At 71.4% G+C, this 12,165-nt stretch carries 11 protein-coding genes; 1 reads left to right on the forward strand and 10 read right to left on the reverse strand.

From position 1 onward, the window contains the following. Window positions 1-206 precede the first annotated feature (206 nt). From ACFWBD_RS40860 to ACFWBD_RS40905, 10 genes are all read right to left on the reverse strand, one after another. Entirely contained in the window at window positions 207-1,463 is a 1,257-nt protein-coding gene (locus ACFWBD_RS40860; RefSeq protein ID WP_385679097.1) for a response regulator, read from the reverse strand. Between the two features lie 169 nt (window positions 1,464-1,632). After that, complete coding sequence (locus ACFWBD_RS40865) at window positions 1,633-1,875, reverse strand: hypothetical protein (protein ID WP_385679100.1); 243 nt, start codon at window positions 1,873-1,875, stop codon at window positions 1,633-1,635. A 181-nt stretch (window positions 1,876-2,056) separates the two neighbouring features. Then, a complete protein-coding gene (locus tag ACFWBD_RS40870; protein ID WP_385679103.1) occupies window positions 2,057-2,698 on the reverse strand; it encodes a superoxide dismutase in 642 nt (213 codons plus the stop codon). A 261-nt stretch (window positions 2,699-2,959) separates the two neighbouring features. Beyond that, window positions 2,960-4,345, reverse strand: a complete 1,386-nt coding sequence (locus ACFWBD_RS40875) for an amino acid permease (RefSeq protein ID WP_385679106.1) — start codon at window positions 4,343-4,345, stop codon at window positions 2,960-2,962. 113 nt (window positions 4,346-4,458) lie between these two features. Continuing rightward, a complete protein-coding gene (locus tag ACFWBD_RS40880; RefSeq protein WP_385679109.1) occupies window positions 4,459-5,352 on the reverse strand; it encodes a TauD/TfdA dioxygenase family protein in 894 nt (297 codons plus the stop codon). A gap of 22 nt (window positions 5,353-5,374) precedes the next feature. Continuing rightward, window positions 5,375-6,733, reverse strand: a complete 1,359-nt coding sequence (locus ACFWBD_RS40885; RefSeq protein WP_385679112.1) for an LLM class flavin-dependent oxidoreductase — start codon at window positions 6,731-6,733, stop codon at window positions 5,375-5,377. Then, window positions 6,730-7,467: an ABC transporter ATP-binding protein gene (locus tag ACFWBD_RS40890; protein ID WP_385679115.1), complete on the reverse strand. Its 738-nt coding sequence runs from the start codon at window positions 7,465-7,467 to the stop codon at window positions 6,730-6,732. Before ACFWBD_RS40890 ends, ACFWBD_RS40885 begins: the two co-directional genes overlap by 4 nt. Next, window positions 7,443-8,414 (reverse strand): ABC transporter permease, encoded by a 972-nt coding sequence (locus tag ACFWBD_RS40895; RefSeq protein ID WP_385679119.1) that lies wholly within the window; start codon window positions 8,412-8,414, stop codon window positions 7,443-7,445. The genes ACFWBD_RS40890 and ACFWBD_RS40895 overlap by 25 nt, the downstream gene beginning before the upstream one ends. Window positions 8,415-8,419: 5 nt before the next feature. Then, window positions 8,420-9,487 (reverse strand): ABC transporter substrate-binding protein, encoded by a 1,068-nt coding sequence (locus tag ACFWBD_RS40900; RefSeq protein ID WP_385679122.1) that lies wholly within the window; start codon window positions 9,485-9,487, stop codon window positions 8,420-8,422. A gap of 344 nt (window positions 9,488-9,831) precedes the next feature. After that, complete coding sequence (locus ACFWBD_RS40905; RefSeq protein ID WP_385679125.1) at window positions 9,832-11,061, reverse strand: ROK family protein; 1,230 nt, start codon at window positions 11,059-11,061, stop codon at window positions 9,832-9,834. Window positions 11,062-11,526: 465 nt separating this feature from the next. Here ACFWBD_RS40905 and ACFWBD_RS40910 point away from each other — a divergent pair, with 465 nt between their 5' ends. Then, on the forward strand, window positions 11,527-12,105 hold the full coding sequence (locus ACFWBD_RS40910) for a biotin transporter BioY (RefSeq protein WP_385679128.1): 579 nt from the start codon (window positions 11,527-11,529) through the stop codon (window positions 12,103-12,105). Window positions 12,106-12,165 lie beyond the last annotated feature (60 nt).

Below are 12,165 nucleotides of genomic sequence, written 5' to 3' on the forward strand. Positions count from 1 at the left end.
CCGCCACCGCCGCCGCCCCCCCGGCCCCGGTTTCATACTCCAACACGCCCCCCCCCACCACGGCCCCGCACTACCCCACCCGGTGCGGGGGGGGGGCCCCCGCGAGCGCCGCTCGCGGGGCACCACGGACCCCGTGACGGAGATCGACACCTCGGTACCGCACTCGGCCCGCAGCCGGAACGACCGGCTGGGCGGCAAGCCCTGAGTCACGGCCGGCGCAGCAGCCCCCGCTCCATGGCCACCACCACCGCCCGGGTCCGGTCGTTCACGTCGAGCTTGGCGAACAGGCGCAGCAGATGGGTCTTGACGGTGGCCTCCGAGATCACCAGACGCCGGCCGATCTCGGCGTTGGTCAGCCCGTCGGCGACCGCGCCGAGGACGTCCGTCTCCCGGGCGGTCAGCGCCTCCTGGACCGGGCGCCGCAGCCGGGCCACCAGCTTCTGAGCCACCCGGGGCGCGAGCACCGTCTCCCCGCGCGCCGCTGCCCGGATCGCGTCGACGAGCTGCTCGCGGGTGGTGTCCTTCAGCAGATAGCCGATGGCGCCGGCCTCCACCCCGCGCTCGATGTCCGCGTCCGTGTCGTACGTCGTCAGGATCAGCACCCGGGTGCGCGGATGGCGGGCGACGATCTCCGTCGTCGTCCTGACCCCGTCGAGGACCGGCATCCGCAGATCGACCAGAGCCACGTCGGGGTCGTGCCGCTCGACGAGCTCGAGGGCGGCGCGGCCGTCACCCGCCTCGCCGACGATCTCGATGCCGTCCTCACCGGCCAGCAGGGCCACCACCCCGGCCCGCATCACGGTGTGGTCGTCGACCACGACGACGGCCGCCGCGATCGACGACAGCGCGAGCAGCAGCGGCACGGCGGCCATGGTGAGCGAGCCGAAGACGAGCAGCAGGGTCAGCAGCGTGACCGGCAGGGTGATCTTCTCGGAGAGCGCGAGGTCGTCACCGCGCTGTTCGTCGACCCCCTTGCTGATGGAGGGGCTGCCGGTCTCCTGGAGCAGCAGCTCCGGGTGGGTCCGCTGGACGGCCGCGGTCTGCGCGGTGAGCGCGTCGACCTTGTCCTTGGCGTCCCGCTCCTCGCCCTTCAGGGCCACCTCGACCATGAGGATCCGGCCGTCGGCGGAGGGGACCGGCGCGGCCACCTCCGCGACCTCGGTCAGCCGCTCCATCCGGGCGGTGAGATCCCGGACGGCGGACCGGGCCGCCTCGGTGTCGAGGGCGCCCGACCTCGCGGAGATCAGCACCTGCTCGGCGGATCTGCGTTCCAGGTGTCCTTCGGTCGCGACGGCCTCGGCCCGGCCGGCCTCGCCGACCCGGTAGTCGGCCGTCCTCGCGCTGTTCATCCCGACGGCACCGCCGGCCGCCAGGCACAGCACCACGAACACCAGCCAGCCGACGATCGCCCGCCAGGGGTGCCGCGCGCTGGAACGCGCGATGCGCACAGTGAGTGACTTCATGCCCAAAAGCGTGTCCGGACAGGGCAGTTGGCGGACAGAGGTGCCCGGTTGAACTTCCCGTCCACCGATCGGTGGACCCGGAGCGGGGGGATACCCCCCGGCCGGGGCCGGCGAGGAGGCGGGGAGGAGGCGGCGCGGGGCCGGCGAGGAGGCGGCGAGGAGGCAGCGCCTAGGCGGCCGTCTGCGGCGGCGTCCGGAACTCCTCCGGAAGATCGAAGCCGGACCTCCAGTTGAAGTAGGACTGCACCCGCACACAGCCTTCGCGGGTGCAGCGCCGGTACTTGTCGAGATCCGCCCTGTGCACCAGCACCCGCGTCTGTGTCAGGGCGAAGGCCCGCTCGGGGCCGTGCAGGTGCCGGAAGTGCTGCTCGGTGTCCCCGCAGTTGGGGCAACGCCGCTTCGGAAGACCCATGCGGGCCACTGTCACCCGGAACGCGGCCCCTTGGGAAGCCCCCGCGCCCGCCCCCGCACACGGGAGCGGAACGCACGGGAACGGCCCCGCGAGTCATGTCCTCGCGGGGCCGTTCCCTCACTCCGCCTGCCGCCGTGAAGGGTGAGAAGACGATCACGAGGCAGGACGCTTCACGGCTGCCTCAGGGGGCGAGCAGCAGCACATCCGCGCGGGACCTGGCGGCCTCGAGACGCCGGGCCACGTCCTGCCAGTTCACGACGGCCCACATCGCCTCGATGAAGTCGACCTTCTGGTTCCTGTACTGGAGGTAGAAGGCGTGCTCCCAGGCGTCGAAGACGAGGATCGGCACGGAACCCTGGCCGACGTTGCCCTGGTGGTCGTAGACCTGCTCGACGATCAGGTGACCGCTGAGCGGCTCGTGGGCGAGGACGCCCCAGCCGGAACCCTGGGTGGTCGCGGACGCCTTGGTCAGCTGGGCCTTGAAGCCGGCGAACGAGCCGAAGGAGTCGGTGATCGCGTCCGCGAGGTCGCCGAGGCCGTCCGCCGCGCGGGGCTCGCCGCCGCCGTCGCCGGTCATGTTGGCCCAGTAGATGCTGTGCAGGATGTGGCCGGAGAGGTGAAAGGCCAGGTTCTTCTCCAGGCCGCCCAGGGCCGCCCACTGCTCCTTGTCCCGTGCCTCCGCCAGCTGCTCCAGGGTGTCGTTGGCGCCCTTCACATAGGCCGCGTGGTGCTTGTCGTGGTGCAGCTCGATGATCTCCGGGCTGATCACGGGCGCGAGCGCGGAGTAGTCGTAGGGCAGTTCGGGCAGCGTGTAGACGGGCATGCGGGGTCCCCTCGAACCTCTTATTGCAAGTAACTTGCAAGTGCAGGCTAGCAACAAGAAGGGGGTCCCGGGCAAGAACGAGGGGCGTGGCGGCAACGAGAAGGCCCCCACGCGTCCTTCGCGTGAGGGCCGACAGGGGGCCGGGGGGAGAGGCCGAGGAGAGGGCGGGGGGAGAGGCACGAGGAGAGGGGCCGGAGGGAGAGGGGCCGGGGGGAGAGGGGCCGGGGGGAGAGGGGCCCGGGGAAAGGGGGGACGGGCAGGTCAGGCGGTGGCCCGCCTCCGCCGCCGCTGCCACGCGTACCCGACGGCCGCCAGGAACGCCGTCATCCCGCCCGACCAGTACAGCTGCACCCGGGTGCCCGGCTCCCGCGCCATCAGGACGAAGATCGCCGCCATCCCCGCCAGCGCGACCCAGGTCAGCACCGGGAACGCCCACATCCGGACGGCCAGCCGTTCGGGCGCCTCCCGCTCCAGACGGCCCCGCAGCCGCAGCTGGGAGAACGCGATGAAGATCCAGACGACCAGGATCACCGCGCCGATCATGTTCAGCAGCCAGGGGAAGACGTCGTCCGGACGCCAGTGGCTGAGCAGCACGCAGCCGAAGCCGAAGACACAGGAGACGAGCACCGCGATCCGGGGCGCGCCGCCCGAGACCCGGCCCAGCGCCTTCGGGCCGTGGCCCCGCTCCACCAGCGAGTACGCGATGCGCGAGGAGCCGTAGACGTTGGCGTTCATGGCGCTGAGCAGCGCGGCCAGCACCACCACGTTCATGACCTGGCCGGCCCCCGGGATGCCGAGCCGGTCGAGAGCGGCGACGTAGGGGCCCTTCTCGACGACCGCCTTCGCGTCCCAGGGGACGAGGGTGACGATGACCGCCATGGAGCCGACGTAGAACAGGGCGATGCGCCACATCGCCGTGCGGACCGCGCTCGCCACGCCCCGGACCGGGTTCTCCGACTCGGCGGCGGCGATGGTGACCGTCTCCAGGCCGCCGTACGCGAAGACGGACGCGAGTAGGCCGACGACCAGGCCCTCGCCGCCGTGCGGGAAGAGCTCGCCCAGATGGGACGCCCCCGGGGAGTCAGTCCCCGGCAGGGCACCGGCCACGGCCAGCACACCCAGCACCAGGAACAGGGTGATCGCGCCGACCTTCAGGGCCGCGAACCAGAACTCGAACTCGCCGAAGTTCTTCACCGCGGCCAGGTTCGTCCCGCAGAACAGGAGCATGAACAGGGCCACCCAGGCCCACTCGGGCGTGCCCGGCAGCCAGCCCGTGACGATCTTCGCGGCGCCGATGCCCTCCAGGCCGACGGCCGTGCACAGCAGCACCCAGAAGGCCCACCCCACGGTGAAGCCCGCCCAGGGGCCGAAGGCCCGCTCGGCGTGCGCCGAGAACGAGCCCGACGAGGGATACGCGGCCGACATCTCGCCCAGCATCCGCATCACCAGCATCACGAGCAGGCCGGAGAGGGCGTAGGCGAGGACGATCGACGGACCGGCGGCGGCGATCCCCGCGCCCGAGCCGACGAAGAGCCCGGCGCCGATGACACCACCGAGGGCGATCATCGACAGATGGCGCTGTTTGAGGCCGTGGGACAGGGTGACGTCCGGCTCCGGTGGAGTCCCGACGGTGGTGCTGCTGGGCATGGGCGCGGTTCGTCCAGTACGTGAGATGGGCAAAAACGCCCACAGTCTGGGCAGCCCCTCCGCTCGGGCGGAGGGGCTGCCCACATTCCGGACGGACCGGTCACGCGGTGCGGCTAGGCGGCTACGGAGGTGTAGTGCGCCGCGTCGCCCTCGATCGAGTAGCTCTCCTTGCCGTCGATGCCGACCGGGATGTCGCCCGCGACCGTCACCCGGTGCAGCCGGCGGGGCCGGCCGTCGTAGTTGTCGACCGCGTAGTGCTGGGTGATGCGGTTGTCGAACAGGACCAGCTGGTTCTCCGACCAGCGGTGGCGCAGGATGTTCTCCGGCCGGGTGACGTACGACTGGAGCAGGTCCAGGATCTTGCGGGACTCGGCCACCGACAGGCCCACGATGCGCTGGGCGAACCCGCCGATGAACAGGCCGCGTTCGCCGGTCAGCGGGTGTACGCGGACCACCGGGTGGACCGTGCGGTACTTGATCGAGGTGAACTGGGCGCGCGCGGCGGCCTGCTCCTCGTCGACCGTCTCCTGCGGCACCGCGTAGTCGTAGTCGTTGGTGTGCTCGGCCCACAGGCTGTCGGCGAGCTGCCTCAGCGGCTCCGGCAGCTGACGGTAGGCGGCCGCCGAGCTGGTGATCAGGGTCTCGCCGCCGTACGGCGGGAGGACCAGGCTGCGCAGGGTGCTGGCCTGCGGCGGGTTGAGGACGAAGGTGACGTCCGTGTGCCAGTGGTTGGCGGCGCGGCCGCGCTCGCTGTCGACCGGCAGCACGTTCGGGGCGCCGTCGATCGCCGGCACGGTCGGGTGGGCGGTGGTGAGGTCGCCGAAGTGGCGGACGAAGGCCTGCTGGCCCTCGTCGTCCAGGTTCACGTCGTCGAAGACCAGGGCCTTGTGGACGTTGAGCGCGTCGCGCAGGGCGGTGTAGGTCTCCTCGTCGAGGGGCTTCGCGATGTCGACGCCGGAGACCTGGGCGCCTATGTTCGCGGTGACCTTGCGGATCTCGATGCTCATGGGAAGTCCTTTCGGGCGAAGGTCAGACGAGGGCGGTTGCGGCTGCGTTCACGTACTGGTTGGCGGGGCGCGGGAGGCCGTACCTCTCGCGCAGGGTCGTGCGCGGGCCGTACTCGGTGCGCAGCAGACCGCGGGCGCGCAGGATCGGCACGACGTGGTCGACGAAGGCGTCCAGACCGGAGGGCAGCACCGCGGGCATGATGTTGAACCCGTCGGCGGCGCCCTGGGTGAACCAGCTCTCGATCGTGTCGGCGACCTGCTCGGGCGTACCCGCGAAGGTGAGGTGCCCGCGTCCGCCGCCGAGCCGCCCGATCAGCTGCCGCACGGTGAGGCGCTCGCGCCGGGCCAGCTCCACCACGAGGGTGTAGCGGCTCTTGGCGCCCTCGATCACGCTCTCCGGCGGCAGATCGGCGGGCAGCTCCGAGTCCAGCTCCAGGGCGCCCGGCTCCAGCTGGAGCAGCTGCTCCAGCCGCTGGACCCCGTGCGTGTGCACGATGTGGTCCTCCAGGACCTGCTCGTGTCTGCGTGCCTCGGCCTCCGTCGAGCCGATCACCGGGACGATCCCGGGCAGCACCTTGATGTGCTCGGGATCCCGGCCCGCCTGCCGGGTGCGGGACTTGAGGTCGGCGTAGAAGGCCTGCGCGTCGGCGAGCGTCTGCTGCGCGGTGAACACCGCCTCCGCGTACCGGGCCGCGAACGCCTTGCCGTCCTCGCTCGACCCCGCCTGCACCAGCAGCGGGTAACCCTGCGGCGAACGTGGGACGTTGAGGGCGCCCTCGACGCTGAAGTAGGTGCCCTGGTGCCGGGGCGGGTGGACCTTCGTGTCGTCGCCCCAGACGCCGGCCGCCTTGTCGGCGACGATCGCGTCGTCCTCCCAGCTGTCCCAGAGCTTCAGGGCCACGTCGAGGAACTCGCCGGCCCGGGCGTAGCGCTCGGCGTGCGCGGGCTCGGCGTCCAGACCGAAGTTGCGGGCGGCCTCGGCGCCGGCGGTGGTGACGATGTTCCAGCCCGCCCGGCCGCCGCTGATGATGTCGAGGGAGGCGAACTTACGGGCCAGGTTGTAGGGGGAGTTGTAGGAGGTGGAGGCGGTGGCGATGAGGCCGATGTGCCGGGTGGCCGTCGCCAGCGCGGTGAGCAGTGTGAGCGGTTCCAGGGAGCCGGCCGGGCGCTGGGCGATGTTGCCCCAGAGCTGCGGGCCGTCGGCGAGGAACAGGGAGTCGAAGGTGCCGCGTTCGGCGATCCGGGCCAGGTGGACGTAGTGGTCGAGCTCCACGTGGGCGTACGGGTCGCTCTCCGGGAGCCGCCAGGACGCCTCGTGGTGTCCGGTGTTCATCAGGAACGCGTTGAGGTGGAGCTGTCGTCCGTGGTGAGCCGTGGTCACTTGTGGTCCTCCGTGACGCCCAGGGCGGCGAGCAGCCGTTCGCGGTACTCGCCGAGCAGCGGGTCCCGGTACGAGCGCGGGTGCGGGCGGTCGATGGTCAGGTCGAGGCCGATACGGCCGTGGTCGAGGACGAGGACCCGGTCGGCGAGCACGATCGCCTCGTCCACGTCGTGGGTGACGAGCAGCACGGAAGGCCGGTGGCGCTCCCACAGCTCGCGCAGCAGGGAGTGCATCTTGATCCGGGTGAGGGCGTCCAGCGCCCCGAACGGCTCGTCGGCCAGGAGGAGTTCGGGCTCACGGACCAGCGAGCGGGCGAGCGCGGCGCGCTGCGCCTCACCGCCGGACAGCTCGTTGGGCCAGGCCCGCTCGCGGCCCTTCAGCCCCACCTCGGCGAGGGCCTCGCGGCCCTTGTGCTCCGCCTCCTTGCCGTCGAGACCCAGCAGTACGTTGTCCAGCACCCGCCGCCAGGGCAGCAGCCGGGAGTCCTGGAAGACCACCGACACCCGCTCCGGGGCCGTGAGCTGCCCGCTGCCGACGACCTCGTGGTCGAGGTGGGCGACCGCCCGCAGCAGGGTGCTCTTGCCGGACCCGCTGTGGCCGAGGAGCGCCACGAACTGGCCGGCGGGGATGTCCAGGTCGATGCCGTCGAGGACCGTCCGGTCCTCGAACGACCGTGTCAGGCCGCGCAGCCGGACGGCGGTGGAGCGGGTCAGCTGCTCAGTGTGCGGCGCCACGACAGCACCCTCCGTTCGATGAGACGGACCACGGTGTCGGAGAGGAGACCGAAGACGCCGTAGATGAGGAGGCCGACGAGGATGACGTCCGACTGGCCGTAGTTCTGGGCCTGGAACATCATGTAGCCGAGGCCGCTGGTGGCGTTGATCTGCTCCAGGACCACCAGTCCCAGCCAGGAGCCGGTCACCCCGAGCCGGAGTCCCACGAAGAATCCGGGCAGTGCGCCGGGGATCACGATCTGCCGGATGAACTGGACCTTCGACAGGCCCTGCACCTCGGCGAGTTCGACGAACCGGTGGTCGATGCCGGACAGCGCGGCATGCGTGTTGAGGTAGATCGGGATGTAGACGACGATGGCGATGATCGCGATCTTGAAGGTCTCGCCGATGCCCAGCCAGAGGATGAACAGCGGGATCAGACCGAGGGTCGGGATCGCCCGGTTGAGCTGCACGGTCCCGTCGATCAGGGCCTCACCGGACCGGGTCAGCCCCGAGGCCAGCGCGAGCACCACCCCGGCGGTCAGGCCGATCGCGAAGCCGTAGGCGGCGCGCTCCAGCGAGGTGAGGACGTCGGTGGTCAGTGTCCCGTCGGTCCACAGGTTCACGCCGGTCCTCAGCACCGTCCAGGGCGCGGGGATCGCCCCGGTGTCCAGCTGCCCGGCGGCCGAGGCGGCGGCCCACAGGACGATGAGCAGCAGGGGCCCGACGAGCCTGGAGGCGGGCCACGGTTTGCCGGGAGCCAGGCCACGGCGTCGTTGTCGGCGGCGGCCTCGAGGAGCATCGTCGGCGGTGACGGCGGTGACGACGCCGGCGGGGACCGCGGTCTCGGCCGCGCCGGCGTTCGTGTTCGCGCCGGCGTTCGTGTTCGCGCCGGTGTCCGTGTTCGCGCCGGCGTTCGTGTTCGTGTTCGTGCTTGCGTTCGTGCTCGTGCTTGCGCTGGTGGTCATGGCGGTCAACTCCGGTACTCGGCTGCCACGGACTTGGCGGCGATGCCCTCGAAGCGGTGGTCGAACAGCGAGGAGACGTCGAACTTCTTCACGAATCCGCCCTCCGCGAGGAGGTCCGCGGTCTCCTGCTCCCACTTGATGGCCTCGTCCCAACTCGGCGGGAACAGGGGCTTGTTGGCGAGCGCGGTGATCGACTTGGCCTGGTCGAGGGTCAGGTTCTGCGTCTTGACGTAGAACTCCTCGTTCCAGGCGTCCGGGTTCTCGTAGCTCCACACCAGGCCCTGCGCCCACTGCGGGATGTACGCGGCGACGGCGGCGGCCTTCGCCTTGTCGTTCAGCACGGACGCCGGCGCCCACAGCAGGCTGAGCAGGTCGACGACGTCGGTGGCGATGATGCGGGCGCCCTTCGACCCGTACTGCTTGAGGTAGGCGGGCGACTGGGTGTTGCCGAGCGGGGCGATGTCCACCTGGCCCGACTGGAGGGCGGTGAGGAACTGGTTGCTGGTCAGCGGGACCAGCTTCACGTCGTCGTACTTCAGGCCGGCCTTCTTCAGCGCCCGCAGCAGCACGACGCCCTGCGCCTGCCCCTGGGAGAACGCCAGCTTCTTTCCGCGGAAGTCGTCGACGGTCTTGATGTCGCTGCCCGGCTTGGTGGCGAAGACGTAGTTCGGCCTGCGGGTGATGTTGATCGCGACGATTTTCGCGTCGAAGCCCTGGTAATGCGCCTGGATCGGCGGAATGCCCGCGTTGTTGGCAACGTCCAGGGACTTCGCACGGAAGGCGTTGATGACGTCGGGGCCGGCCCCGATGTTCAGCCAACTCGACACCGTGAAGGGCAGTTCGGGCAGCTTCGCCAGCTTCAGCTGCAACTGCTGCGAGCCCTGGTAGGAAGCGATCTTCAGGCTCGTGCCGGCCGGCACCTTGTCGGCGAGCGGGGCCGTGGAGGCGCCCTTGCCACCGGTGGCGGCACTGCTCTCGGCGCAGCCGCTGAGCCCGGCGACACCGGCGGCGGCGCCCAGCAGCGAGGCGAGGAAGAGACGCCGGTCGACACCGGTCGTACGGGAAACAGGCACGGGAGAACCCCCAGGGGGAAACGGAGACAAGGCAGGCAGAAGGAAGCGGGCAGAGGCAAGCGGGCAGGAGCAGGCAGAGGCGAGCGGGCCGAGGCGAGCGGGCCGAGGCTGCAATGGTTCTGCGGGAACCGAGAGGAATCCGCAGGAAATCCGCATGAAGTCTGCAACGAAGCCGAAATGAATCCGAAGCGATCCGAACGGATCCGCAAGGGATTCCCGCGGCTAAAGGCAGGAGAAGGACGCGCTCCCGGCGCGCCGGGGCGTCAGCAACAGAAAGTGCGACAGCTCATGAGAAAGATGTTCCTGTTCACGTGTGGGGCCTGTCAACATTCGGAGTTTCTGAATTAACTCGACTCAGGTGGGACGCCATGAGAACGAGGCCACGACGAGGCCAGCGGATCCCGGTAGAGCACGTCCAGCGCCACCGCCCCGCCCGCCACGGCCAGCACCGAGTCGGGGAAACTGCTCGGCGAGACGGCGGCGGAGCGCCCCGCCCCGACCTCGTCCCGCAGCGCGGCGAGGCAGTCCTCCCGGAACAGCACGCCCACCTCGGTGACGACGACCCGCTCCGGATTGAGCACGTCGAGCAGCAGCCCGGCCGCCCGGCCCACCATCCGCGCCCGCTCCCGCAACAGCCGTGCGGCCACCGGGTCACCGGCCTGTGCCGCGGCGACCACGTGCATCGGGTTCACCCCGTCGATCACCCCGGCCTGCCGGGCCCGCCGGCACAACGTCCGCTCGCTCAGCTCCACCTGGAGGCAGCCGACCCGGCCGCATTCGCAGGGCTCCGTGCCGCCGGCCAACGGCAGATGCGCGATGGCGCCCGCCTGCGAACGCGGCCCGTGGTGCACCTCGTCGTTCGTGGCGAACGCCGCGTCGACCACGTTCCCGACGAACAGGTGCAGCACGCTGAGGTCACCGCGCGCCTGCCCGAACAGCCGCTCCGCGTTGACCAACGCCCGCGCGTGCCCGTCCACCTGGACCGGCAGTCCGGTGTACGCGCCGACCGCCTCCCGCACCGGCACGTCCCGCCAGCCCAGCAGCGGATGCTCGACGACGGTCCCCGAATCCCGGTCCACCCAGCCGCCCACGGCCACCCCCACGCCGAGGGCCCGGCAGCCGGGAGTCTCCCTCAGCAGCGCGCCGAGCCCGTCGGCGGCCCGCGCCAGCAGGTCGGACGGTTCGAGGCGGCCCCGATGCTTCAACTCCCGCCGTGCCACCACCCGGCCGCGCAGATCCAGCAGCGAGACGGTCGTGTACGGCACCGCCACATGCACCCCGCCCACCACGAACCGCGAGTCGTCCAGGTCCACCGGAACGTGCGGCCGGCCCACCCCGTTGCTGCGCCGGGGCGCCGCCGCCTCCCGGATCAGCCCGAGCCCGGTGAGCCGGGCGCAGTGATCGGTGACGGAAGCGGGGGACAGCCCGGTGAGCCGGGCGATGGTGGAGCGCGCGACCGGCCCGTGCTCCAGCACGGACCGCATGATCACACTGGCGCTGGTGCGCCGCCGGTCGCTGTCGGCGACCCGGGTAAGGGGAGAGGCCGGGGCGGGAGGAACCGCGGTACGGGGCATGGGGAACTTCCTCGGAAGTCGGGAGCCGGTCCGACACTGCGCCGTCTGTGGAGCGCGGCGCGCCGGATGATCGGCTCCGCCCGCCTCACACCGGAGGGCGACAGGCGGCCGCGCCCACGCGTCGCAGGTCGACATGGCGACGCGACGAGAAGTTCAGGGACTGGGCCTGGGCAACCATGGCTCGAAGCTAGCAAAGGGGGCCAGCCCTGCCCAGATGGCGACCGACGGGCGAGACGGCCACCGTTCGATTGGCGAAACCCTACAGAGACCGCCCGGGATGCTCGCGTATCCCGAACCACTCCACCTCAGTGACCAGGGTCACCTCGTACCGCGTGTAACCCCCACCCTTTGTCAGGAGCCCACCAACCTCGCGCTCGACCGTTTGTCGACCGCGGACGGTGATCGTCTCGACCCCCCTGGGATAGCGTCGCCGTGTCCCGTCCGTCCCCGTCCCGCGGAGTCCCCATGAGCACCGCCGCCGTCACCCCCGCTCGTCCCGGAAGGGTCCTCGCCGACCTCCTCCCCGCTTCCCGTGTCCGGGACATCGCGCTCGTGCTCGGCGGTGCCGCGCTCACCGGCCTCGCGGCCCAGATCGCGGTCCCGGTCCCCGGCTCCCCGGTCCCGGTGACCGGCCAGACCTTCGCCGCGCTGCTCGTCGGCACCACCCTCGGCGTCCGCCGCGGGGTCTCCTCGCTCGCCGTCTACGCGCTGGCCGGTCTCGCCGGTGTGCCGTGGTTCGCGGGCGGCGGTTCCGGCGTCTCCGTCTCCTTCGGCTACATCCTCGGCATGATCCTCGCGACCGCCGCCGTGGGCGCCCTGGCCCGCCGGGGCGCCGACCGCTCCGTGCCGCGCATGGCGGCCACGATGCTCCTGGGCGAGGCGATCATCTACCTCGTCGGCGTCCCGTACCTGGCCTACGCCGCCGACATGTCCGCCTCCGCCGCGATCGCGGCCGGCCTCACCCCGTTCCTGATCGGCGACGCCGTCAAGGCGGTCCTCGCGATGGGCCTGCTCCCGACGGCCTGGAAGCTCGTCAAGGAGTAACCGCCCGCAGGCGCTCACGAAGGGGTTCGCCGGGCCGGCTCGCAGCACGCGACCCGGCCC

This window comes from Streptomyces sp. NPDC060002 (genome assembly GCF_042737245.1).
Classification (GTDB): Bacteria; Actinomycetota; Actinomycetes; order Streptomycetales; family Streptomycetaceae; genus Streptomyces.